This window comes from Pseudomonas sp. HP_14 (assembly GCF_055283875.1).
In genome coordinates this window covers 1-25,701 of record NZ_JBTOQI010000010.1, presented here as the reverse complement: position 1 = coordinate 25,701, position 25,701 = coordinate 1, and the positions used below count along the sequence as shown (strand labels likewise).

18 protein-coding genes are annotated in these 25,701 nt (G+C 58.2%); 10 read left to right on the top strand and 8 right to left on the bottom strand.

The genetic code is table 11. The annotated features are described in order from the left end of the window. Positions 1 to 8 precede the first annotated feature (8 nt). Positions 9 to 1,358: an HlyD family type I secretion periplasmic adaptor subunit gene (locus ACYASS_RS09060; RefSeq protein WP_463585890.1), complete on the top strand. Its 1,350-nt coding sequence runs from the start codon at positions 9 to 11 to the stop codon at positions 1,356 to 1,358. Positions 1,359 to 1,500: 142 nt separating this feature from the next. On the opposite strand, the gene pap is transcribed toward ACYASS_RS09060, so the two are convergent. Next, a complete protein-coding gene (pap, locus tag ACYASS_RS09055) occupies positions 1,501 to 2,997 on the bottom strand; it encodes a polyphosphate:AMP phosphotransferase (RefSeq protein ID WP_463585889.1) in 1,497 nt (498 codons plus the stop codon). A gap of 222 nt (positions 2,998 to 3,219) precedes the next feature. After that, complete coding sequence (locus ACYASS_RS09050) at positions 3,220 to 7,953, bottom strand: dermonecrotic toxin domain-containing protein (protein WP_463585888.1); 4,734 nt, start codon at positions 7,951 to 7,953, stop codon at positions 3,220 to 3,222. 240 nt (positions 7,954 to 8,193) lie between these two features. Between ACYASS_RS09050 and mnmC the strand changes: the two genes are divergently transcribed. From mnmC to ACYASS_RS09010, 8 genes are all read left to right on the top strand, one after another. Next, entirely contained in the window at positions 8,194 to 10,170 is a 1,977-nt protein-coding gene (gene mnmC, locus ACYASS_RS09045; protein WP_463585887.1) for a bifunctional tRNA (5-methylaminomethyl-2-thiouridine)(34)-methyltransferase MnmC2/FAD-dependent 5-carboxymethylaminomethyl-2-thiouridine(34) oxidoreductase MnmC1, read from the top strand. Between the two features lie 243 nt (positions 10,171 to 10,413). Continuing rightward, a complete protein-coding gene (locus ACYASS_RS09040) occupies positions 10,414 to 11,082 on the top strand; it encodes an ABC transporter ATP-binding protein (RefSeq protein WP_463585886.1) in 669 nt (222 codons plus the stop codon). Beyond that, the gene (locus tag ACYASS_RS09035) at positions 11,051 to 13,564 is read left to right on the top strand and encodes an ABC transporter permease (protein WP_463585885.1); all 2,514 of its coding nucleotides are present in this window, start codon (positions 11,051 to 11,053) and stop codon (positions 13,562 to 13,564) included. Before ACYASS_RS09040 ends, ACYASS_RS09035 begins: the two co-directional genes overlap by 32 nt. Next, the gene (locus tag ACYASS_RS09030; protein ID WP_463585884.1) at positions 13,554 to 14,627 is read left to right on the top strand and encodes a lipocalin-like domain-containing protein; all 1,074 of its coding nucleotides are present in this window, start codon (positions 13,554 to 13,556) and stop codon (positions 14,625 to 14,627) included. The genes ACYASS_RS09035 and ACYASS_RS09030 overlap by 11 nt, the downstream gene beginning before the upstream one ends. Before the next feature lie 472 nt (positions 14,628 to 15,099). Next, positions 15,100 to 16,872, top strand: coding sequence for an N-acetylglutaminylglutamine amidotransferase (locus tag ACYASS_RS09025; protein ID WP_463585883.1), 1,773 nt, complete (start codon positions 15,100 to 15,102; stop codon positions 16,870 to 16,872). 3 nt (positions 16,873 to 16,875) lie between these two features. Beyond that, a complete protein-coding gene (gene ngg, locus ACYASS_RS09020) occupies positions 16,876 to 18,624 on the top strand; it encodes an N-acetylglutaminylglutamine synthetase (protein ID WP_463585882.1) in 1,749 nt (582 codons plus the stop codon). 130 nt (positions 18,625 to 18,754) lie between these two features. Next, positions 18,755 to 19,957, top strand: coding sequence for an osmoprotectant NAGGN system M42 family peptidase (locus ACYASS_RS09015; RefSeq protein WP_463585881.1), 1,203 nt, complete (start codon positions 18,755 to 18,757; stop codon positions 19,955 to 19,957). Between the two features lie 406 nt (positions 19,958 to 20,363). Then, entirely contained in the window at positions 20,364 to 20,591 is a 228-nt protein-coding gene (locus ACYASS_RS09010; RefSeq protein ID WP_087265449.1) for a YheU family protein, read from the top strand. On the opposite strand, the gene csrA is transcribed toward ACYASS_RS09010, so the two are convergent. The 4 genes from csrA to ACYASS_RS08990 form a co-directional block, all read right to left on the bottom strand. Then, positions 20,592 to 20,804 (bottom strand): carbon storage regulator CsrA, encoded by a 213-nt coding sequence (gene csrA / locus ACYASS_RS09005; protein ID WP_243249019.1) that lies wholly within the window; start codon positions 20,802 to 20,804, stop codon positions 20,592 to 20,594. It abuts the gene before it with no gap. 150 nt (positions 20,805 to 20,954) lie between these two features. Then, positions 20,955 to 21,281 (bottom strand): YnfA family protein, encoded by a 327-nt coding sequence (locus ACYASS_RS09000; protein WP_463585880.1) that lies wholly within the window; start codon positions 21,279 to 21,281, stop codon positions 20,955 to 20,957. A gap of 258 nt (positions 21,282 to 21,539) precedes the next feature. Then, positions 21,540 to 22,355, bottom strand: coding sequence for an SDR family oxidoreductase (locus ACYASS_RS08995; RefSeq protein ID WP_463585879.1), 816 nt, complete (start codon positions 22,353 to 22,355; stop codon positions 21,540 to 21,542). 116 nt (positions 22,356 to 22,471) lie between these two features. Then, positions 22,472 to 22,843 (bottom strand): DUF2784 domain-containing protein, encoded by a 372-nt coding sequence (locus ACYASS_RS08990; protein WP_463585878.1) that lies wholly within the window; start codon positions 22,841 to 22,843, stop codon positions 22,472 to 22,474. Between the two features lie 230 nt (positions 22,844 to 23,073). Here ACYASS_RS08990 and ACYASS_RS08985 point away from each other — a divergent pair, with 230 nt between their 5' ends. Next, positions 23,074 to 23,232, top strand: coding sequence for a DUF3309 family protein (locus ACYASS_RS08985; RefSeq protein ID WP_080238018.1), 159 nt, complete (start codon positions 23,074 to 23,076; stop codon positions 23,230 to 23,232). Positions 23,233 to 23,513: 281 nt separating this feature from the next. Here ACYASS_RS08985 and ACYASS_RS08980 read toward each other — a convergent pair whose 3' ends face one another. Together ACYASS_RS08980 and ACYASS_RS08975 are read right to left on the bottom strand one after the other, a co-directional pair. Further along, positions 23,514 to 25,172, bottom strand: coding sequence for a cation acetate symporter (locus tag ACYASS_RS08980; protein ID WP_463585877.1), 1,659 nt, complete (start codon positions 25,170 to 25,172; stop codon positions 23,514 to 23,516). After that, positions 25,169 to 25,480 (bottom strand): DUF485 domain-containing protein, encoded by a 312-nt coding sequence (locus ACYASS_RS08975; RefSeq protein ID WP_243249030.1) that lies wholly within the window; start codon positions 25,478 to 25,480, stop codon positions 25,169 to 25,171. The genes ACYASS_RS08980 and ACYASS_RS08975 overlap by 4 nt, the downstream gene beginning before the upstream one ends. Positions 25,481 to 25,701 lie beyond the last annotated feature (221 nt).

Genomic DNA, 25,701 nt, shown 5'->3' with positions numbered 1-25,701 from the left:
CATCACTTATGCCCGCCTCTACTTCTCCGCGTTACTTCAATCCACGCCTGCGCGACGACCTCGAATTCATGCCGTATCTGGCCGGTGCCATGGCTCAGGACTCGCCACGCAAATCGCGCATCACCGTCTGGGTGGTCGCAAGCCTGATGCTGACGGCGCTGGTCTGGGCCAAATTCGCTGTACTTCAGGAAGTCACCATGGGCGAAGGCAAAGCCATCCCATCGAGCAAAGTGCAGATTATCCAGAACCTGGAAGGCGGCATCGTCACCGAGATTTTTGTTCGTGAAGGGCAACTGGTGAACAAAGGCGACACGCTGTTGCGTCTGGATGACACGCGCTTTCTTTCCAACAAGGGCGAAAGTGAAGTTGATCGCTACACCTTGAGCGCTCAAGTGGAGCGCCTGTCAGCGGAGTCTCAGGGCTGGCCGTTCAAGCTTTCGGACGAGATCGTCGCCAAGGCTGCGCAAACCGCGCGGGATGAGTTATCGCTTTACCAATCCCGGCAGCGACGCTTGACCAGCGAGCAACGCACGCTGAATGAGCAGCTGCGACAGAAGACTCAAGAGCTGGCCGAATTCCGCGCCAAGCAGGAGCAGTACCGCAGCAGCCTGGGACTGGTTCAGCAGGAGTTGAACATGTCGTCGCCACTGGTGGCTTCCGGAGCCGTGTCGCCGGTGGAAATCCTTCGCCTGAAACGCAGCGCAGTAGATATCAGAGGTTCGCTGGAAGCTGCAACGCTGGCCATTCCCCGGGCTGAAGCGGCGATCAACGAGATCAAGAGCAAGGTGCAGGAATCAGAGATGACCTTCCGCTCCGACGCCTCTAAGGAACTCAATGAGCGGCGTTCGGAGCTGGCGAAAATCACCGCCACCAGTATTGCCATTGACGACCGGGTCAGCCGCACCACCGTCGTTTCGCCGGTGCGTGGCATCGTCAAGATGCTCAAGGTCAATACCATTGGCGGCGTGGTTCAGCCGGGTAGCGATCTGGTCGAGATCGTGCCGCTGGAAGATAACTTGCTGATCGAAGCCAAGGTGCGGCCGCAGGACGTCGCGTTCCTGCATCCCGGCCAGAAGGCCATGGTCAAGTTCAGTGCTTACGACTACACGATCTATGGCGGGCTCCCGGCGAAGCTTGAGCTGATCGGGGCGGACACCACGACGGATGACAAGGGCAACAGCTTCTATCTGATTCAGGTGCGCACCGATCGCAATCACCTGGGCAGCGACGACAAGCCGCTGCTGATCATCCCCGGCATGATCGCCACCGTGGATATCATTACCGGCGAGAAAAGCGTGATGGATTACTTGTTGAAGCCGGTGTTGAAGGCCAAGACGGAGGCGCTGCGCGAGCGCTGATGGTTGGCTCATGGGTTGAATCAGCCAGAAGTCCGAGGACCTGAAATCGCTATCGCGAGCAAGCTCGACTCCTACAGGGGTATGCCGTCGACTGTAGGAGCCGAGCTTGCTCGCGATGGCGTCGGTTCTGCCATCCCAGCACTTACTTCTTCTTATCCCGGGCAAATGCCGCTTCCAGCGCCTCGTTGAGGGTGCGTAGGACCTTCACCCGCGCCCAGCGTTTGTCATTGGCTTCAACCAGTGTCCACGGCGCAATCTCGGTGCTGGTGCGGTCCACCATATCGCCCACCGCCTCACGGTACTGCGGCCACTTTTCGCGGTTGCGCCAGTCTTCGTCGGTGATCTTGTGGCGTTTGAAAGGGATCTTTTCCCGGGCCTTGAACCGCTCCAGCTGGGTCTTGTCGTCAATGGCGAGCCAGAACTTGACCACCACGATTCCGGCATCGGTCAGTTGCTCTTCAAAATCATTGATCTCACCATAAGCCCGCAGCCAGTCAGCCTCGCTACAGAACCCCTCGACCCGCTCCACCAATACCCGCCCATACCAGGAACGATCGAATACGGTGAATTTGCCCCGCGCCGGAATCTGGCGCCAGAAACGCCACAGGTAGGGCTGAGCGCGCTCGTCTTCACTGGGCGCGGCGATTGGCACAATGTTGTATTGGCGTGGGTCGAGCGCCGCTGCCACCCGGCGGATTGCACCGCCCTTACCCGCCGCATCGTTGCCTTCGAACACTGCAACCAATGCATGTTTGCGCATGCGCTTGTCGCGAATATTGCCCGACAGCCGCGCCTGTTCGGTAATCAGTTGCTCTTCGTAATCGTCCTTGTCCAGGCTCAAACTCATGTCGAGGCTGCCCAGTAGGGTCACTTCATCATGGTTATGCGCCAGCGGCCCAACGCTCAGTGGTTGCGGCGTGGTCTCAGGCGCGTTCAACGCTGCCTGCATACCCTCAAGCAGCAAACGGCCCACGGTCAGGCTGCGGTAATACGGGTCAACGCCTTCGATAACATGCCACGGCGCATACTCACGGCTGGTGCGCCGTAGAACACGCTCGCCGTAACGAACAAATTTGTCGTAGGTTTTGGATTGCTGCCAGTCCAGCGGGCTGATGCGCCAACTGTGCAATGGGTCGTCCTTGAGCTGCTTGAGGCGCGATTTCATCTGTTTCTTCGACAGATGAAACCAGAACTTGAAAATCAGCGCGCCTTCATCGGTGAGCATCTTTTCCAGGCGTTCGGAACCGTTGATTGCCTGGTCAAGTACCGCATCCTTGAACAGCCCGTGAACCCGGCCTTGCAGCATCTGGCTATACCAGTTGCCGAAGAAAATTCCCATCCGGCCCTTGGCGGGCAACTGCCGCCAATAACGCCAGGCTGCCGGATGCGCCAGTTCTTCATCCGTCTGCTGATCGAAGGTGCGCACCTCGATATAACGAGGGTCCATCCATTCATTCAACAGCTTGACCGTTTCGCCCTTGCCTGCACCTTCAATGCCATTGATCAATACGATGATCTGGCGCTTACCCTGTTGGTGAAGATCGTATTGGGCTTCCAGCAATGCTTCGCGTAAAGCGGGGACCTCAGCGTCGTAGGTTTCCTTGGCAATGATGTGACCGATTTCAGCGGATTCGAACATGCATGACTCCTCTCTGGCCTGGACCCTGTAAACATCTGAAACGACGTTAACGCCTTTAGGAGTGAGCTTGCTCGCGATGAGGTTTGTATGTTGATAGATATCGTCTGACGTGACGCTATCGCGAGCAAGCTCACTCCTACAGGTCCTCCGCCTGCTTAAGACTGGGTAATAACCCTGAGACTAATCCATCCCCGGCAAAGTTGCCGGAGATGGATCAATGAATCAGAACCATCGCTGGCGCATGTTGTGGGTCAACTGCTCAAGCAGAGCCTTTTCCGCCGCGTTTAGACTGGCGATCAGGGCTCGGCCCTGTCGGTCGTATTCATCGTTATCAATCGGCGGGTTGGCTATCAGTTGTTCAAGCTCAAGGTTTTCCCGTGCCAACGCTTCCAGATCGTTCGTCACGTGGGCAGCAACCAGGCGGGCGTTGACCTCACTGCGCCGACGTAGGTCCTCGGCAATATCAATAGGTGGGTGCTCTTCAAGGGCATTCATCTGGTCCCGGATGGACGCAGTCACCCGCACCAGGTCAGTTTGATGCTCCACGCGCAAGCGTTCGGTCCAGCGACGATCAGCCAGCGCGTAGTTCACAAACTCGTCACCGATTTCGCGCTCGAGCACCAGGCGCCGTGCCGCAAGAATCGCCTGACGATCCACCGAAGCCAGTCGGCTCCAGGCCATGCTCAGCGGCTGACCCGGCAAGTTCAAATCGGGAGCCAGGCCGATTCGATACGCCATACGAACTTCGGCATGATCAACATGAACCCCGCGACTTTCCCTGCTGGCGATTTCCAGATCGGCAATGGCCTGTACCTCGTTCAGACGAAACAGGCCACGCATGACCCGAAACAGCACCTCGGTATGCTGCGCCTCGGACACGCCTTGCAACTCCCTCCGGGCATAAACCGCAACCTGAATATCGCTGAAAATAAGCCTCGCACCGTCCTCACAGGTCTGATCAGCACCGAACAGCCGATCATTGGCCATGACTTCCAGCTCAGCGCGCAGCTCAGGATTCGCCGCGGCGGCCTCAAGCACCCTCATCACGTCATTGGCCAGTTCTTCGTGAAAGCGCTGAAAATCCGGAGCCTCTTGAAGGCGCTGCAGCAATACCAGCAGGTTGGGCGCATCCGCCGCCTCTTCCACCGTTTGCCAGGCAATGTTCAATCTTGAATTCAGTTCAGTGCGTCCTTCGACCAGCCAGATATCGGCCACCGGCACCGGCGGCGCGAGGGGCGTATGACCGGCGTTGTGTGTATGCCAATCGACATCGTCATCCGACGAGGCTTCATCATCACTGGAGGTGGTATCCACCACCAGATCACGGATTTCCTCCGGGAAGTCGTATTCAAGGCGATAAGTCATGTCGTAACCGCGATCATTGATCCAGAACCTGCGCAGTTCCTCATGATCGATAGGGTTGCCATAAGCATGGATGGTCATCTGCGATGGCTGCCCCATGCTGTTGTCGAGGATGTATTCCGGCAGATGCACAATCTGGTTGTCACTGATATCCAGCGTATGCAGGGGAAGGCTGTCGATCCAGGAGGGCCACTGGGTCAACCCCGTTTCGTTGAGCCAGAGTGTCGACACATGCAGGCGACCGACGTCGGTGATTTCCCCGAGTACATTACCGGTCAGATCCAGGTCGTCCAGGGCTCGCATTCTCATGAAGAGATCCATGGACTGCTGATCGATCGTCAGCCCCATGCCTTCGAGGGACAGATGAACCAGATCCCCCATTCCCGCCACGCCTTCTGGGATTTCAGTCAAGCCACGGCCGAGTATTTCAAGTCGGTTCACCGCAGGAAAACGCCCCAGAAAGCGGTTGATATCCTCGGCTGCACCTGTGACGGTACTCAGCGTCAGATGGTGAACCTGGGCATAGTGGGCAGGCAGCTCGGGCATATCGGAAAGCCCGGTAAGGTCGAGGTTCTCCAGCAAGAGGTTCCTGGAGTGCATAGGCGATATCAGGTCACTGAATCGCCAGGTACGCCCTAAGGCATCTGCGATGACCTGACGAACAGCCAATCGCTCGTTGCTGATTGAAGGGCCAGGACCACTGGGGTTTGCCCAACCCTCCAGCGCACTGCGCAACATTTCCCAGGACTGTAATCTGGCCCGGGTCATCTCCACCAATTGCGGGATGTCCCAGCCCCGCAACATCAGATTTTGCACATGGGTTGCCAGATCAGGCGCTTCCGGATACAGGATGCTCATCGCCGTGATCAACTCAACAGACTCAATTGGCAAGTCGGGCAGCGCCGCGCCTCGGCCGCTCAATTCGTAACCCAGGCGTCGATCCGCCAGACGTGCCGGGCCACGGAAACCGGGAGTAATTTCCTGGAGGCCAAGCGTTTTCGCTGCCCACACGCGTTGCCGGGTTGCCTCACTGACAATGCGTTTACGCAGCGCAGCGGCCTCTGTGATGCCGATGTCACGCAGAACATCGCCGGGTAACACGTTCACCACAGAATCAAAGAATTCACCCTGAGGGGCCAGTTCTTTACCTGTCGTATCGCAAGCCGTGTAGCGATTGCCCTGTTTGACAAGAATCCTGCGTCGAGTGGTCGAGCGCTCGCCCAGGCCGTCCAGCAAGGCTCCGCCAAACGTAGCCTCTCTGATTTCAATCCGCAGGTCAGCAGGCCATCCCGGCAGTTGCTGCAATCCATGCAAGGACAGTTTCAGCGTGTCGGGGCTCCCCGATCGCGATTGCAGAAAAAAGCCCTCCAGCGCCTGATTGATCCGGGTTTGCTGCAAGTAACCCCGGGCCCGTCCGGCAATATTCACAGGGATTGACTGCGTAGTCTGCATTGCCCTCAATTGCGGCGCAGTGACTTCAAGCAGTAACTCGCGGGCTGCTGCTCCGGTCATCCCCGGAAAATCCCTTTTCATCAGCTGCACCAGAGGATCATTGCTGGCTTCGCGCAACTGATTGAGGCGCTCAAACAGCACCTGCGGAGCATCGGCGTTCATCTGCATCACTCGCTCGTTCAGCGCGAAACGCTCAACAGCATCCGTCAACGCTCCGGGCGGTGGCAGCCCCTCAAGATGCAACGTGGTGAGCAACGCCTGATCAGTACCCGTTACGCTCAGAACGTCTTCGGCAGCCTGCGCGGACAAATCCGTCACCGAGTAGCCCAGACGCCGGAACGATGTTTTCAAATCCCAGTCCCTTGGGTCTTCACCTTCATGTCGCCAGGCTCCAGCGCCGTTGTGCTCCAGTTTCGGAGAAAAACGCTTGCCCCGAGGCGGCTTGATTCGCCATTTATTCAGAGCAGTGTCCAGCTCTACCCGATAGAACCGTCCTTGTAACCCGATGTACTTGACGCCTTGATGTTCGAAGATCCCTTCTGCGCTGGGCGTGGCTCCCTTCGGCAGCGTGACATCGACAGCGAACGGCTTGGGGTCCACCGACCATAGGCGCGTCTGGCCATTGTCCAGCTTGACCGGGATCATATTGCCCACAAACGAGGAGTTCTTGATCGCTGGCAGCTCACCTGAAGACGCGGCTTTACCCGCAGCGGCAAAAACTGCAAGCATTGCCAGGTTTTCCGCAACGCTGGTCAGGTGCTCAAGCGCCTGATCCATATCGCCGAGCGCCCATGCTTCGACGCCTTCAAAGGTATCGACCAGCAGTTGCGCACCCGCCACTACCATCATGAGTTCGCCCAGCACCGGCACGAACAAAGCGGCCAGATTAGCGACGTTCATCCCTAATGCCAGGCAGTGAGCCAACCGCGCACGACGTGACGCTTCATCCTCATCGCCGGTAGGCACAGCCAATGCCCTGGCGTCATCCTTGATGCGCAGCATTCGCTGAAAATACAAATACTCCAGCAGTGGATAAGGAATGGTCTCGGCGATCGGTTGCAGATCGGCATCTGCATCGACCTCCGGTACCAGCCACATTCTGGGGATCAATCCTGTATCTCCTGGCACCCGACGCTCGCGCATTGGCGTCAGGCACGCACGGAGCTTGCCGAGAAACTCGGCCCTGCGCCGTTGCGCAATAAAACCGGCGAAATAACGCTGATAGTCGCCAGTTCTCAGTTTTGTGCGCAGCTCTTTCACGAACTGATCCAGTGAATCGTATTCCTTGAGAGGAGCTATCGGGTCGCCCGGGAGATACACCACACAGCCGGTCAGGTTCCGGGCCTGGAACACCAGAACGTCGCGCACCGCAAAACCGAGCAGCGTCAGATGCTGAATATCCAGACCCAGTGGCCGCCCCTGATCCGCCCAGTGCCCGATGGCTGAGAGGACTGAACGATAAGCCTCCCATGAAAGCACCTCGCTCCCTCGCATGTACGCAATGTGCGCCTCGACATACAAGGCATTACGCACCTGATGACTCAACACATCCTTGATCTGACTGGTATTCAGCGCCCCCGTCGCCAGCGTGCCGGAAACCGGCTCAAGTACAGACTTGAGATGATTCTGGTATTGGCCACCAATATCCAGAGTTCGACATAACGCCATAAACTTCGCTGGCGACACCTTCAGGGCGTGAGGGTAACTGGTGCCCGAAGCGAAGTTCGCAAGATTGGGCTTGCCGTGATAAATCACCGAGTCGCCAGTGACCTCATCAACCTCCTCCTGATGGAAGTTCTGCAGCGCAGCTTCCAGTAACGACTGCACGGTAAAGCTGCGCTCCACCAACTCCCCCGGCAGTGGCACCCAAGTGTCCGCAAAACGAACATGGCGAAAGTGATCACGGTCGATATCCAGACCCGGCCCGAATGCCTCGGTGAGTGCACGGTTCAACAAAGGACGGGCGAATGTCATTAGATCCTGCATGCCGCCGAGGGCCTTGCTCACCTGATCACGAAGGTGATGGCTGCGCAGCATGTCGCGATGCAATCGCTGACGCAGTTCAGCGGTTGTATAGACGTACCAGGATGGCAGGGTATTTTTGATGTGATGCTGGTGGGGTTGGATTACAGGTTTGCTCATTGCATGACTCCTATAGAAGAGCCTGCACGTGATCAGGTTTAGTCGTGCCTGAGGGGGTAGATAGTTAATACCGGGTTAAGGTTTTCCAAGCCATGAGGAGGGTAGGAGCGCGCTTGGTCTGGGCGGTATTCAGACGATGGACGATGGCGCGGTGGCCCGTGACCGACATCCCGGTTATTTAGTCAGGCGCTCACCGCACTGCGTTAATATGCACGCCCCCCACAAAAGCCGAGCCATACCGTGACCATCACCCGCCATGCCCAGATCGACTGGGACGAACAGGGCAACCCTCTTTCCCGGGAGTTCTCCGACGTCTACTTCGCGACCGGGGCAGGCCTTGAAGAGACCCGACACGTATTTCTGGTGCAAAACGATCTGCGAGATCGTTTCAGCGCATTGCCAGTGAATGGGCGATTGGTGATTGGCGAGACGGGATTTGGTACCGGTCTCAATTTTCTTTGCGCCTGGCAACTGTTCGCCGAGTGTGCACCTGCGTCTGCACGACTGCATTTTGTCAGCGTCGAAAAATTCCCCCTCAGTCAGTCAGACCTCAAGCGCGCCCTCGCACTGTGGCCTGAACTGTCGCCCTTTTCCGAGCCGTTACTGGAGCAGTATGTGGCGGTGCATGAGGGTTTTCAGCGTCTGGTGTTCGACGGCGGACGCGTGACGCTGACCCTGTTGATTGGTGATGTACTGGACATGCTGCCGCAACTGGATGGAAAAATTGACGCGTGGTTTCTGGATGGCTTCGCCCCGGCGAAAAATCCGGAGATGTGGACGCCCGAGCTGTTCGCCGAACTGGCCCGACTGGCCGCGCCGAACTCGACGATTGGTACCTTCACCAGCACCGGCTGGGTCCGCCGCGCCCTGAATGCTGCAGGCTTCAAAATGAAGCGCGTGCCCGGCATTGGTCACAAGTGGGAAGTTTTGCGCGGCACGTTCCTTGGCTGGCCGGAAGAGGCACCGCCAGTGCCAGCGATCAAGCCCTGGTTTGGCCGCCCCGCCCCCCTGACCGGCGAGCGCAAAGCCGTGGTGATTGGCGGCGGCATGGCCGGTTGCACCACGGCTGCAAGCCTTGCGGCAAGGGGCTGGCGAGTGACGTTGATAGAACGCCACAGCGACCTTGCGCAGCAAGCGTCGGGTAATCCACAAGGCGTGCTTTATCTGAAATTGTCGGCACACTGCACGGCGTTGTCGCGTTTGATACTCAGCGGGTTCGGTTACACCCGGCGCATTCTGGAGCGCCTGCAGCGGGGGGTCGACTGGGATGCCTGCGGCGTTCTGCAACTGGCCTTCAACGACAAGGAAGCCCAGCGTCAGGCGCAACTGGCGGCGGCGTTTCCTGAAGAGTTATTGCATCAGGTTGATCAACCGGCCGCCGAAGCGCGCAGCGGCATCGCGCTGGAAAGTGGCGGTTTATTCTTCCCTGAGGGGGGATGGGTGCATCCGCCAGCCTTGTGCCGTGCGCATGTCGGTCACGAGAATATTCGTCTGCACACTCATCGAAACGTCGTCGAGCTGCGCCGTGAATCAGGCCAATGGCAAGCGTGGGATGGCGAGGAGTTGCTGGATCAGGCAGAAGTTGTGGTGCTTGCTGGAGCAGCCGATATCAGGCAATTCCCCTTGAGTGCTTCGTTACCACTCAAGCGTATTCGCGGACAGATCACGCGTCTGGCGCAAACGGCTGCCAGCAAGGCACTGGGCACGGTGGTGTGCGCTGAAGGCTACGTCGCTCCGGCACGGCTGGGTGAACATACGCTGGGGGCCAGTTTTGATTTCTCCAATGAAGACTTGAGCACCACGACGGCCGATCATCTGGGCAATCTGCAGCTGTTGCAGGAAATCTCTCCGGACTTGAGTGAGCGTCTCGGTGCTGCTCATTTGCCGGTAGAACAGTTGCAAGGCCGGGCTGCGTTCCGGTGCACCAGCCCGGATTATCTGCCGATCATCGGGCCGTTGGCGGACAGGGATGCATTTGTCCAGGCCTATGCCGCGCTAGGCAAGGACGCTCGGCAGATTCCCGATGCACCCTGCCCTTGGCTGGACGGTTTGTATATCAATAGCGGTCATGGCTCGCGCGGCCTGATTACGGCGCCACTGTGCGCCGAGTTGCTTGCCGCCTGGCTCGACAATGAGCCGCTGCCATTACCCCGCAGTGTGGCTGAGGCGTGTCATCCGAATCGGTTTATGCTGCGGGAGTTGATTCGGGGGAAGTGATGTGGGTCTTCGGGTCTCGGGGTCTTCGGAGATATGCAGTGATTTTTGCGTACATATCCGTTATTCGGGTGACGGCTGATATTGGTTGCGCTTTTACAGCGCCTCACTTTGATAGATCCGGAAGCCGGCCCAGACAAAAGTGAGGCGCCGTAAGGGCGCAACCAATGCCAGCCATTACCCCAACAACGGATATGTACACAATATTGCTATCCTCCCCTCCCAACCCGCCAATCAGAGCCCCCCATGCTTGAAGTAAAAAACGTCTTCAAGAGCTACGCCACCGCCCAGGGCCCACTGGCAGTTTTACGTGGGGTGGACCTGGCGCTGCAGAGCGGCAGCAGTCTGGCACTCATGGGCGAATCAGGCAGTGGCAAAAGCACGTTGCTGCACCTGGTAGCAGGCCTTGATAAGGTCGATGCAGGACAGATCGAAATCGCCGGGCAGCGGCTGGATCGCATGAGCGAATCACAACTCGCCAACTGGCGACGCACGGAAATCGGTCTCGTGTTCCAGCAATTCAACCTCATCGGCAGCCTCAAGGTCGAAGACAATCTCGCCTTCCAGGCGCGGCTGGCGGGACGCTTCCAGGCCGATTGGCAAGCACAACTGGTGGAGCGACTGGGTCTTGGTGACTTGCTCAAACGCTATCCCGAACAACTGTCCGGCGGCCAACAACAACGGGTTGCGATTGGCCGGGCGCTGGCGTCGCGGCCGGGTTTACTGCTGGCCGACGAGCCCACCGGCAACCTCGATGAAGCCACCAGCGATGAAGTCCTGCAACTCCTGCTGGACCTGTTGAGCGACAGCTCGACCAGCCTGTTGATGGTCACCCACAGCCCACGGGTCGCCGCGCGTCTTGCCCATCAAGTCACCCTCCACCATGGTCGCCTGGCAACCGGGAACGGGTACTGAGGTGCCGGTTCTCTATTGGACATTGCGCGCCCTGCTCAGCCATTGGCGACGTCATCCGGTGCAGTTTTTCAGCGTGCTGACAGGACTGTGGCTAGCCACTGCGCTGTTGACCGGTGTGCAGGCACTCAACAGTCAGGCGCGGCAGAGCTACGCCCAAGCCAGCCAACTGATCGGCGGCGAACCGCAAAGCAGCCTTGTCACCGCCAACAATGCAGCGTTCTCACAAGGTCTGTTCATCAGCCTGCGCCGTTCGGGCTGGCCTGTGTCGCCCGTGGTACAGGGACGAATCATCCTGAGTGGGCTGGAAGATCGCCGGGTGCAACTAATGGGTATCGACCCGGTTTCGTTACCTAGCGGCTCGGCAGTTGCCGGACAGACGCTGGACCTGAGCGGGATCGTCGACTTTCTCACCCCGCCGGGTCAGACCTGGATCGCCACACAAACCCTGCAAGCGCTGGGTCTGCACGAAGGCCAGCAACCGTTGACCAGCAACGGGCACGCCCTGCCCCCGCTGCGCAGCCGGGTGGACATGGCACCGGGCCTGCTGCTCACTGATATCGGCTTCGCCCAGCCACTGCTGGAAATGCCCGATCAGCTGTCGCGTTTGCTGTTGCCCAGGGAGTTCGCCGCGAGTAATCCACCTCTACCGCCGGAGTTGAACGGTCAGCTTCAACTCAAGAAAGGCGGCGAAGAGAACAACTTGGCGCGCCTCACAGAAAGTTTCCACCTGAACCTGAACGCACTGGGCGTGCTCGCCTTCATCGTCGGCCTGTTCATTGTGCATGCCGCGATCGGCCTCGCCCTGGAGCAGCGCCGGGGACTGTTGCGCAACCTGCGCGCCTGTGGCGTTAGCGCCAGAGTGCTGATTACGGCACTGGCGATGGAGCTTGGAGTGCTGGCCCTGCTCGGCGGACTGCTCGGGATTGCCAGTGGTTATGTGCTGGCTAGCCTGCTGCTGCCCGATGTCGCTGCCAGCCTGCGCGGCTTGTATGGCGCTGAGGTCGCCGGGCAACTGAGCCTGAGTCCGGTCTGGTGGCTGGGCGGCCTTGGCTTGAGTGTGTTGGGTGCATTGCTGGCTGGCGTCAGCAGTTTGCTGCGTGCGGCGCGCCTGCCCTTGCTCGCGCTGGCCAATCCTCAGGCCTGGCATCAGGCCCACAGCCGCTGGTTGCGCCGTCAGGGTTGGGTGGCTGGCGGTGCCGCAATCATTGCATTGCTTGCGCTGGTGCTGGGTGACAGCCTCGCGGCCGGCTTTGTGTTGACAGGCGCCCTGCTGCTGGCTGCGGCTCTGGGCCTGCCGGTGGTGCTCAACAGTCTGCTCAAGGTGTTACTGGGCCGCAGTCGCTCAGTATTGGGACAGTGGTTTCTGGCTGATTGCCGTCAGCAACTGCCCGCCCTGAGCCTGGCATTGATGGCCTTGCTGCTCGCGCTGACGGCCAATATCGGAGCGGGGAGCATGACGTCCGGCTTCCGGCAAACCTTCGGTAACTGGTTGGAACAAAGGCTGACCGCCGAGTTGTACGTCACCCCGCAAAATGCTGCCCAAACCCCCGAACTGCAAGACTGGCTCGCGCAGCAACCCAGCGTTGGCGCGATACTGCCTAACTGGCAGGTGCCGATCCAGCTGGACGGCTGGCCCGCGGACCTGTTCGGCGTGGTGGATCATTCAACCTACCGCGAGCATTGGCCGCTGCTGGAGGCCGTCAGTGGCGATCCATGGGACCAACTGGTCCAGAGTGATAGCGTGATGATCAGCGAACAACTGGCCCGCCGTCTCAAACTGAGCGTCGGCGAAAGCCTGGTGATTCCCGCCCCTGACGGCCAGTGGACGCCGCGTATCGTGGGTGTCTACGCCGACTACGGCAATCCCAAAGGCCACTTGCTGGTCAATGCCCAACGCTTGCTGCGCCACTGGCCACAACTGGCTGCCAATCGCTTCAACCTGCGCATCGATCCGGCCGCCGTGCCCGCGCTGGTCAGCGAGCTGCAACAGCGATTCGCGCTGGACGACAACCACATCATTGATCAGACCCAACTCAAAGGCTGGTCCACACAGGTCTTTGAACGCACTTTCGCCGCCACCGCAGCGCTGAATAGCCTGACCTTCGCCGTCGCGGGTATCGCGCTGTTCATCAGCCTGCTGACCCAGAGTCAAAGCCGCCTCGGCCAACTCGCGCCGTTGTGGGCACTGGGTGTCACGCGTCGCCAGTTGATGCTGCTCAACCTCGGCCAGACTTGGTTGCTGGCGGTGCTGACGCTGATTCTGGCGTTGCCACTGGGCTTGCTGCTGGCGTGGTGTCTGGATGCAGTGATCAACGTGCAGGCCTTCGGCTGGCGCTTGCCGCTGCATATCTTCCCGATGCAGCTCCTGCAACTCGCAGCGCTGGCACTCCTCGCAACCCTGCTCGCCTCTGCATGGCCACTGTTGAAGCTGTCGCGGACTCGCCCTGCCGACCTGCTGAGGACGTTTGCCAATGAAGATTAACCGGCTGGTGCTACTAATTCTCCTGACCCTCGCAGGCTGCGATAAACCTGCCGAGCCAGACCAGGGTTTCGCCGGTCTGGGCAATCAGGCAGAACAGTTCACCCCGGTCACGCCGGGCCGTAAGTTCGCCTTTCCGGAGGATCACGGCCCGCATCCGGGATTCCGCATCGAGTGGTGGTATATCACCGCCAACCTCAAGGACGAGCAAGGGCAGAACTTCGGCGTGCAATGGACACTGTTCCGCAATGCGTTACGCGCCGGTGCTGAGGGCTCGGGCTGGAATGACGGGACGATCTGGATGGGCCACGCTGCGGTGACCTCTGCCACGCAACACTACGCGGCGGAGCGCTATGCACGGGGCGGTATCGAACAGGCAGGGGTAAAGCTCACGCCATTTTCAGCGTGGATCGACGACTGGGCACTGCGCAGCGATTCGACCACGGCAGACCCGTTGGCCGACATGCAATTGCAGGCCAAGGGGCCGCAGTTCGCTTATCAGCTCCATCTGACGGCCAGCAAACCGCTGGTGCTGCAGGGCACACAGGGCTTCAGTCAGAAATCCGAACAGGGCCAGGCTTCGTATTACTACAGCCAGCCGTACTTTCAAGCCGACGGCGAACTGACCATCGCTGGCAAACGCTTTCAGGTCAGCGGTCCGGCCTGGCTGGATCGCGAATGGAGCAGCCAGCCGTTGACTGCCAACCAGACCGGCTGGGACTGGTTCTCGGTGCATCTGGACGGTGGCGAAGAGTTGATGCTGTATCGCATGCGCCAAAAACAGGGCGAGCCCTACCTGACCGGCACCTGGATCAACGCTGACGGCAGCACTCAATTGCTGACTGCCAAGGACATCAGCCTGTCGCCATTGGCCAATACTCGCGTTGCAGGCCACGACATGCCGACCCGCTGGTCGGTGAAAATCCCCGGCAAGGGTCTGGAGATCGTCACCGAAGCCCTGAATCCCAAGGCCTGGATGGACCTGCAGATTCCCTACTGGGAAGGCCCTATTACCTTGAGTGGCAGTCATAAAGGTGTGGGATATCTAGAGATGACCGGGTATTGACCCCGCACTCTCAAGCAGTCTCGGAACCGGTAGGAGCGAACTTGTTCGCGAAGGGCCGGTACGGGCACCACAAATACGTCGAACATCTGACCGCCTCGCGAACAAGTTCGCTCCTACCGGATTGCGGCTCCGCACACAGTTGATGTGCGGTATATGGAGATGACCGGGTTTTGATCCCGCACTCTCCAGCAGTCTCGGAACCGGTAGGAGCGAACTTGTTCGCGAAGGGCCAGTACAGCCATCATAAATACGTCGAACATCAGACCGCCTCGCGAACAAGTTCGCTCCTACCGGATTGCGGCTCCGCACAGGGTTGAAGGGGGACATTCAGCGTATGGGCTTGGGTGATACGTGTGGGAGCTGAGCTTGCTTATAACCTATTGATCTAAAACTCCGCCGTTTCCCATGGGTCAGTTTCTGGGTGGCTGCACTTTCTCAGCCACCCTCCCCAACGGAAAACCGGTAAGGACTTATGTGCGGATTAGCAGGTGAACTACGTTTCGACCATCAACCAGCGGATCTAGCCGCTGTTGAACGCATTACCCATGAGCTGGCGCCTCGCGGCCCGGATGCGTGGGGGTTTCACAGCCAAGGGCCGATTGCTCTTGGTCATCGCCGCCTGAAAATCATGGACCTGTCGGACGGCTCTGCGCAGCCAATGATCGACAGCCACCTGGGCCTTTCAATGGCCTTCAACGGTGCGGTGTATAACTACCCGGAACTGCGGACCGAGCTACAAAACCTGGGTTACCAGTTCCATTCCGACGGCGACACCGAGGTGTTGCTCAAGGGCTATCACGCCTGGGGCGTTGATTTACTACCCAAGCTCAATGGTATGTTTGCCTTTGCGATCTGGAATCGCGACAAGCAAGAGCTGTTCATCGCTCGTGACCGTCTGGGCGTCAAGCCGCTGTACTTTTCGCGCACTGACAAGCGCCTGCGCTTCGCGTCGACGCTGCCAGCCTTGCTCAAAGGTGGCGACATCAGCGGCATGCTCGACCCGGTGGCCCTCAATCATTACCTGAACTTCCACGCCGTGGTCCCTGCCCCGCGCACCTTGCTCGCCGGTGTCGAAAAGCTCGCACCTGCCAGCTGGATGCGCATTGATGCCCACGGCAAGACTGAACAGCAAGTCTGGTGGCGTTTGCCTTACGGCCCGCATGCCGACGAAGCCAACCTGACGCTGGAAGACTGGCGTGACCGGGTGCTCGACAGCACCCGCGAAGCGGTGGCTATTCGTCAACGCGCTGCGGTTGATGTCGGCGTACTGCTTTCCGGCGGCGTGGATTCGAGCATGCTGGTAGGATTGCTGCGCGAAGTCGGCGTCGAAAACCTGTCGACCTTCTCCATCGGTTTTGAAGATGCAGGTGGTGAACGTGGTGACGAATTCCAGTACTCCGACCTGATCGCCAAGCATTACGGCACCAATCACCATCAGTTGCGCATTCAGGAACACGAGATTATCGAGCAGTTGCCTGCGGCGTTTCGCGCCATGAGCGAGCCGATGGTGAGTCATGACTGCATCGCTTTCTATCTGCTGTCCCGCGAAGTGTCCAAGCACTGCAAAGTGGTGCAAAGCGGCCAGGGTGCCGACGAGCTGTTCGCCGGCTATCACTGGTATCCGCAAGTTGATGGCGCTGCCGATCCGGTTGCGGCTTATCGCGATGCGTTTGTCGATCGCAGTTATAACGAGTACGCGGCAACCGTGCAGCCCAAGTGGCTGACCGCCAACGATGCAGCGGGTGATTTTGTTCGCGAGCACTTCGCTCAACCGGGCGCCGATGCGGCCGTGGACAAGGCACTGCGTCTGGACAGCACGATCATGCTCGTCGATGACCCGGTCAAGCGCGTCGACAACATGACCATGGCCTGGGGCCTGGAAGCGCGTACGCCGTTCCTCGACTATCGCCTGGTGGAACTGTCGGCGCGTATTCCCGGCAAATTCAAGTTGCCTGACGGCGGCAAACAGGTGCTGAAAGAAGCTGCACGTCTGGTCATCCCTTCGGAAGTGATCGACCGTAAAAAAGGTTACTTCCCGGTACCGGGCCTCAAGCATCTGGAAGGTGCGACGCTGGGTTGGGTACGCGACTTGCTGGTTGACCCCAGCCAGGATCGCGGCCTGTTCAACCCGGCCATGATCGACAAACTGTTGACCAACCCGGAAGGTCAACTGACTCCTCTGCGCGGCTCCAAGTTGTGGCAGTTGGCAGCGCTGAACCTGTGGCTCAGCGAACAAGGACTCTGATTAATGAAACAGCACTCGACGACCTACAGTCAGCGCCTGTTGCGCGGCCAGTCGCCTTCGTATGAACGGCTTCAAGCGCGCTTTGCGGAGGACGGCAGTGACAATGAAGCCAAACCGCTCGCCCTGCATTGCGGCTGGGGCCGACTGCTGATCGGCCACACTTACCCTGATCCGGCTGCGCTGGCCAATGAGTTGCTCAACGAGAAGCCGGGCGAGCGCGATATTGCGTTGTATGTCGCTGCCCCGCAGCAGGTGCTCGCTCAATCGCCTCAACAATTGTTTCTCGACCCGTCGGACACCTTGCGCCTGTGGTTCAGCGATTACCGTCCTGCGCAACGGGTGTTTCGTGGCTTTCGGATTCGCCGGGCGCAGAACAGTGCCGATTGGCAGGCCATCAACAATCTGTACATCGCGCGCGGCATGCTGCCCATCGACCCGGAGCTGCTGACCCCGCGTCATCAAGGCGGTCCGGTTTACTGGCTGGCGGAGGATGAGACGACTAATGCGGTGATCGGCAGCGTCATGGGCCTCAATCATCACAAGGCGTTCAATGATCCGGAAAACGGCAGCAGCCTCTGGTGCCTGGCCGTAGACCCGCAATGCACGCGCCCCGGTGTTGGCGAAGTGCTGGTGCGTCATCTGATTGAGCATTTCATGAGCCGTGGCCTGAGTTATCTGGACCTGTCGGTGCTGCATGACAATCAGCAAGCCAAAGCGCTGTATGCCAAGCTGGGTTTTCGTAACTTGCCAACCTTCGCCATCAAGCGCAAAAACGGCATCAACGAAATACTGTTTCTAGGCCCTGGCCCGGAAGCTGATTTCAATCCATACGCGCGGATTATTGTTGAAGAAGCGCACCGTCGGGGTATCGAAGTACAGGTGGATGACGCCGAGGCTGGCTTGTTTACGCTGGCATATGGCGGACGCCGGATTCGTTGCCGGGAATCGCTGAGCGACTTGACCAGCGCGGTCAGTATGACGCTGTGTCAGGACAAGAGCCTGACCCACAGGGCCCTGAAATCTGCAGGCCTGAAGTTGCCTGCGCAACAACGGGCGGGTGACGACGAGGCTGATCGGGCGTTTCTTGAAGAGCATCGGCAAATTGTTGTCAAACCGCTGGATGGAGAGCAAGGCCAAGGCGTTGCCGTCAATCTGCAAACCGTCGAAGAAATGCACGGCGCCATCGAACGCGCCAAACAGTTCGACACCCGGGTCATTCTGGAAAGCTTCCACGAGGGGCTGGATCTGCGCATTGTCGTGATCGGCTTTGAAGTAGTCGCCGCAGCAATTCGTCGACCGGCTGAAGTCGTGGGTGATGGTCGCCACACCATCGGCCAGTTGATCGAAGTCCAGAGTCGGCGTCGTGCCGCAGCGACCAGTGGCGAAAGCAAGATTCCCATGGACGAAGAAACCGAGCGTACGGTGCGCGATGCCGGTTATGACTTGAGCAGCGTGTTGCCCATGGACGAACGTCTGGCGGTGCGCCGCACTGCCAACCTGCACACCGGTGGCTGCCTGGAGGATGTAACGTCGATTCTGCACCCAGTGCTCAGCGACGCAGCCATCCGCGCCGCCCGCGCGCTGGACATCCCGGTGGTGGGCCTGGACTTGATGGTCCCGGCCGCCGATCAGCCCGAGTACGTTTTCATCGAGGCCAACGAACGCGTCGGCCTCGCCAACCATGAACCGCAACCGACGGCGGAAAAGTTTGTCGATCTGCTGTTTCCGCACAGTTTGCCTGCGCACGTGTGAATCTCCGCTGTGCCGTGCTCCGGTAGGAGCCAACTTGTTGGCGAGGCATTTCTTCTGACACACCGCCTCGCCAACAAGTTGGCTCCTACAAGGGGCTGGCGTACAGCTCTCGTATTTCAGGAGTACCCCAATGACCACTGCAAAAAATATCCCCGAACCGGATCTGAACTACCTGCAGAAAGTCCTGTTGGAAATGCTCGCGATCCCAAGCCCCACAGGCTTCACCGACACCATCGTGCGCTACGTCGCTGAGCGTCTTGAAGAGCTGGGCATCCCTTTTGAGCTGACCAGGCGCGGCACGATTCGCGCCACCCTCAAAGGCAAGCAAAACAGCCCTGACCGCGCGGTCTCCGCTCACCTGGACACCATTGGTGCCGCCGTGCGTGAGGTCAAAGACAACGGTCGCCTGTCACTCGCACCGATTGGCTGCTGGTCAAGCCGCTTCGCCGAAGGCAGCCGGGTCAGCGTATTCACTGACCATGGCGTGATTCGCGGCAGCGTGCTGCCGTTGATGGCCTCCGGTCATGCGTTCAACACGGCTGTCGACGAAATGCCCATCAGTTGGGATCACGTCGAGCTGCGTCTTGATGCTTACAGCACCACCAAAGCCGATTGCGAATCTCTGGGTGTCGGTATCGGCGACTTCGTAGCGTTTGATCCGCTGCCGGAATTCACCGAAAGCGGCCATATCAGTGCCCGCCACCTGGACGACAAAGCCGGTGTCGCCGCACTGCTGGCGGCACTCAAAGCTATTGTCGACAGTGGTGCCGAGCCGCAGATCGATTGCCATCCGCTGTTCACCATCACCGAGGAAACCGGCACCGGCGCTGCGGGCGTGTTGCCTTGGGATGTCAGTGAATTCGTCGGCATCGATATCGCTCCAGTTGCCCCCGGCCAACACTCCAGCGAACACGCGGTCAGCGTGGCAATGCAGGATTCCGGTGGCCCTTACGACTATCACCTGTCCCGTCATCTGCTGCGTCTGGGCAGTGAGAATGAACTGCCGGTGCGTCGCGACATGTTCCGCTACTACTTCAGCGATGCGCATTCGGCAGTCACCGCAGGCCACGACATTCGTACCGCCCTGCTCGCGTTCGGTTGTGATGCGACTCATGGTTACGAGCGGACTCATATCGACAGCCTCGCGGCACTGAGCCGCCTACTGGGTGCCTACATGCTCAGCCCGCCGGTCTTCGCCAGCGATGCGCAGCCCGCACAGTCTTCGCTTGAGCGTTTCAGCCATCAGATCGAGCACGATGCGCAGATGGAAACCGATACCCGGGTACCGAGCGTCGACAGTCTGGTGGGGCAGAACCGGGAAGAGGTGGAGTAACGCTTAGGGCGGGAAAACACCTTCACGTGAACTGTGTTTGCCTGAAACACAGTTCACGTGGGAGCGAATTCATTCGCGAAGAGGCACGTACAGTCGCTATGGATTTATGTACTGGAACACCGCATTCGCGAATGAATTCGCTCCTACCCAGACTGTGTGAAAACGTAGCGAGCGACGGCAAGACAAGGCAAAAACAGCCGAAAAACGGCCGGGGTCGCGTCCGACTCTAGGTGTTCTAAATGAGCATTTTTCGGCCGTTTTTAACGCAGTATTGCCGAGCGCAGTAGTTTTCACACAGTCTGTACCGTTCGGGTTCACAACTTCCTGCTATCGGCGTCCGGGAAAATCTCCCTGCTTTTTTCAGACATCGGCACTATCATCGCCGGGAATTGATGCGAGAGCGCCCATGCTGATCCCCCACGACCAACTCGAAGCTGACACCCTCACCCGTCTGATTGAAGATTTCGTGACCCGTGACGGAACCGACAATGGCGACGAAACCCCATTGGAAACCCGAGTGCTGCGTGTACGTCATGCTTTGAGCAAAGGCCAGGCAGTGATTTTTTTTGACCTGGAAAGCCAACAGTGCCAGCTCATGCTCAAGCACGATGTTCCAAAAGAATTCTTCGACTGATCATGAGCTAGTGTCGGGTAGCTTCCCCTCACCCTTCGACTGACTCGAAAGCCTCTTGGCAATACGCTCGTAGACTTCGGCACGGTGAACCTTGACGTGCCGTGGGGCCTCAATCCCCAGACGAATCTGATTACCGTGAATAGCCAGAACCTGTACGGTGATCTCTTCGCCGATCGAAAAAACCTCCCCTGCTTCCCGCAATATAACCAGCATTTCCTTGCTCTCTTATTGTTAACCGGAGAGCAGATTGCATGGCCTGTCTCCAGGCATCAATTGGCCCGGACAAAATCAGTAACGTCCTTCACCTCCGCCAGACTTAACTGACAGAAATGTCTTACTTAACGACCAATCAGGTAGGAAAACTTACTGCCAGCGAGGGCCAAAGAGGATGATGCTCGCGCCCAACAAACAGAGTGCCGCGCCCAACCAGTCCAGTGTCAGCGGCCTGACTCGCTCTATGATTCCCAGCCAGCCTATAGACGCAATAATGTAGATCCCGCCATACGCCGCATAAGCACGGCCTGCGTACGCCGCTTCGACACGGGTCAGCAAGACCGCGAACACTGCCAGGCTGATCAACGCCGGAATCACCCACAGCGCACTTTTCCCTTGGCGTAGCCACATCCAGAACGCGTAGCAGCCCGCGATCTCGAACAACGCCGCAAGGAAGAACCACAGGTAATTGAGCACAGAAATTCTCTTCAACGGTTGCAATGGATGGCGGCAACCGTATCAGAAAACAGTGGATGTAACGAAAGGCATGCGGCCCTAGAGGGCGCTTATCAACAACGCTACAGTTGAACTGGAATGCGATCTCATGTGGGAGCCGGGCTTGCCCGCGATAAGGTCAACCTTATTTACAGACATGCACCGGGTTATCGTTCATCGTCGGAATGCCGCCCAGACCAAGCGCGGCGCCCACAGAGATTGCATTTCATCGCCGGTAATCTACTCCCTACCCTGCCGCGCCTTGGCGCGCATCTTCGCGCACATGCTTGTCATCTCGTCGTACAGCGCCTGGGGATTTTTCTGTTTCAGTTGCCAGGCCATGCGCCCTTGCTCGTGGGGCAGGATCATGAATTCGCCTTGCGCGACATGTTCGTAGATGTAGTCAGCGATATCCGTTGCCGTAATCGGCGAGCTTTCCAGCAGTTTTCCGACCTGAGCTTTCATGGCCGGAGTCGGGCCGCGGAAGGAGTCCAGCAGATTGGTCTGAAAAAAAGACGGGCAGACGACATGCACGCCCACTTCCTGCTCACTTAGTTCAACCAGCAAACTTTCGGAAAGAGCCACGACACCGGCCTTGGCGACGTTGTAATTGCTCATGGCCGGCCCCTGCATCAGGGCAGCCATGGATGCAATATTGATGATCTTGCCTTTGCTCGCTTCAAGCATTGGCAAAAAAGCCTTACAACCTTTGACCACGCCCATCAGATTGATCGCGATCTGCCAGTCCCAGTCTTCCAGAGACAGTTCGTTAAAGAAGCCTCCCGAAGCTACGCCAGCGTTATTCACAATAATGTCGATGCCACCAAACTTCTCTTCGCACGCTTGAGCCAGCGCCGTCAGTTGACTGTAGTCACGTACGTCGCACCGCTGAACGAAGCCATCGCCACCGGCCTCCCGCACCATTTTCAGGGTTTCCTGCAAACCGACATCGTTGACGTCAGACAGTGCCAGGCGCCAGCCTTCCCGGGCCCAGCGTAAAGCGATTTCGCGACCCAGGCCGGAACCTGCACCAGTGATCATGATGCGATTTTGCATAACAAACGCCTTGTGGTTAGGGGCTCATGTTTTTACAGCGTGAGCCCAGTGTAACCAAGGAAATCATCACTTCGACCCACCATCAGGGCGCTGAATGACACGGGCAAACCCACGGCCTACGTGGGCTTGCGCCATAAACGCAGGATGATCCAGGCATACACTGCGGCGTTGACCACCAGCACTACAGCACCCAGCCACAGCTGGATCTGTGGGGTAAGGCCTGCCGGATAAATCAACGCAATCAGATAGTGCTGGATGAATCCCCCGTCATAACCTTCCCCGCCCGCGCGGACACGTAGCGAGTTTTCCAGAGGCGTAAGCGGACAGTAAAAATGGAAGAACTCCACCACCGCTCCCCAGGTCATCGCCGGTATGTGCAAAACCATCACCCAGCGCCAGCGCAAAACCAGCGGCCCGCCAAACAGCACGAACACGATGAACAGTAGATGAATAACCAACACAGCATCAGCGCCCAGACGATAGAGCATGTACATGTCCTCAAGCAAAAAGGCGAAAACAGAAACAGCTTCAGGTGTTTAAAGTTCAACTTGTTTTTGCCCCCTATAAACTTTTTTCAAAATGTAAACTTTCTCACCTTTTCGATGGACTTTTTCCGAACGCCTACAGTCGGATCATTCAAGCAGCACAAACTTTATGCCATCGGGCGGAAGCTTGAACTGTTCTAGCCATTTACCAAGAACTAAGGAAGGAACTCATCATGGGCATCGGCACTATTCTTATCATCGTCCTGATTCTGCTGTTGATCGGCGGTCTGCCAGTCTTCCCGCACTCGCGTAGCTGGGGCTACGGTCCATCGGGCATCATCGGTACCGTTCTGGTGATCCTGCTGATTCTGGTGTTGCTGGGACGGATATAACGTTCCCGCGCCAGACAGCAAAAGAGCCCCGCTTATAGCGGGGCTTTTTATTAGCTAATAACTAGCGGGTTTCAGTTTTAGAACGAGCGTGGGCTATCTGACACTACACTATCACGCGGCAAACACAGTCTTGTAGGAGCGAGCTTGCTCGCGATAGCGTCAGCAAAGGCAACATATTCATCGACTGAAAGAACGAATCGCGAGCAAGCTCACTCCTACAGAATTACGGCAAACAAAAAAGCAGCCCGAAGGCTGCTTTCTTATGGAGCATTTACGACAGCTTAGTGCGACGACGCGCCGCTGGCACCCAAGCCAGTCTGGGAGCGTACGAACTGCGGATAGAACAAGGCACGCTCGCCCTCTGCCGCTTTCGACTTGTCGGTGATAGAGAAGAACCAGATGCCCACGAACGCGATGGCGATAGAGAACAGCGCCGGGTATTCGTACGGGAAGATGGCCTTCGGATTGTGCAGGATCGATACCCAGATGGTCGGACCGAGGATCATCAGCACCACGGCGCTGACCAGGCCCATCCAGCCGCCAATCATGGCGCCACGGGTGGTCAGGTTTTTCCAGTACATCGAAAGCAGCAGTACCGGGAAGTTACAGCTGGCCGCGATGGAGAACGCCAGGCCCACCATGAACGCGATGTTCTGGCTTTCGAAAGCGATGCCCAGAAGGATTGCCACCACTGCCAGCGCAATAGTAGTCATCTTCGAAACACGGATTTCGTCCTTCTCGTTGGCCTTGCCCTCTTTGATCACGCTGGCATACAGGTCGTGGGATACCGCCGAAGCACCCGCCAGAGTCAGCCCGGCAACCACTGCCAGAATGGTGGCGAACGCAACTGCCGAGATGAAGCCCAGGAACAGACTGCCGCCGACCGCATCGGCCAGGTGAACCGCTGCCATGTTGTTACCACCCAACAGAGCGCCCGCTGCATCTTTGAACGCCGGGTTGGTGCTGACCAGCAGGATCGCGCCGAAGCCGATGATGAAGGTCAGGATGTAGAAGTAACCTATGAAGCCCGTTGCGTAGAACACCGACTTGCGCGCTTCTTTAGCATCGCTCACGGTGAAGAAGCGCATCAGGATGTGTGGCAGACCTGCGGTACCGAACATCAGCGCCAGGCCCAGAGAGAACGCCGAAATCGGATCTTTCACCAGACCGCCCGGGCTCATGATCGCTTCACCTTTAGGGTGAACCTTGACCGCCTCGGCAAACAGCATGTTGAAGTCGAAGTTCACGTGCTTCATTACCATCAGCGCCATGAACGACGCACCGGAGAGCAGCATGACAGCCTTGATGATCTGTACCCAGGTGGTGGCCAGCATGCCGCCAAACAGCACATACAGGCACATCAGGATACCGACCAGAATCACCGCAACGGTGTAGTCCAGCCCGAACAGCAACTGAATCAGCTTGCCTGCGCCAACCATCTGCGCGATCAGGTAGAACGCAACCACTACCAGCGAACCGCAGGCGGACAGGGTGCGAATTTCTTTCTGCTTGAGGCGATAAGAGGCCACGTCAGCAAAGGTGTATTTGCCCAGGTTACGCAGACGCTCGGCGATCAGAAACAGAATGATCGGCCAGCCCACCAGGAAGCCGATCGAGTAGATCAGGCCGTCATAACCAGAGGTGTACACCAGTGCGGAAATACCCAGGAAGGATGCCGCTGACATGTAGTCACCGGCAATGGCCAGGCCGTTTTGAAAACCGGTGATCTTGCCGCCTGCTGAATAGTAGTCCGAGGCTGTCTTGTTTTTCTTCGATGCCCAGTAGGTGATGTACAGCGTGAACGCGACGAACACCAGGAACATGACGATCGCCGAGGTGTTCAACGGTTGCTTTTGCACAGCGCCGGTCAATGCATCGGCCGCCCAGAGCGACGGTGCGAAGGCGGCCAGGCCGAATGCTGCAGATAGACGCCCGATCATTGCTGTGCCTCCTTCAGGATGGCGTTGTTCAGGTCATCGAATTCACCGTTGGCACGACGAACATAGATGCCGGTCAGCACAAAAGCAGACACGATCAGGCCGACCCCAATCGGCATTCCCCAGGTAATAGTCGAAGTAGCGCTGAGTTTAGCGCCCAGAATGTGTGGTCCATACGCAATCAAAAGGATGAAAGCGGCGTACAGCCCGAGCATGATCGCTGAAAGAATCCAGGCGAACCGCTCCCTTTTGGATACCAGCTCCTTGAAACGGGGGCTGTTTTGAATCGAGAGGTAAATGCTGTCGTTCATTGTTTTTGTCCTCGCAGCACAGATGAGATGTCACGTCTTGCACTTTAGTCCGGTCTGGCAAGCGCTCCAGACGACCTTAGTATTAGAGCGACATTAGTCGTAGATTGGGGTTTGTGCTTTCAATCGACCAGGCCTGTAGGAGTGGGGGTGGGGGGGGGGGGGGGGGGGGGGGGTGGGGGTAATGAATAAAATGCAGGCCGCCGAGGGGGGCGCGCGCAACA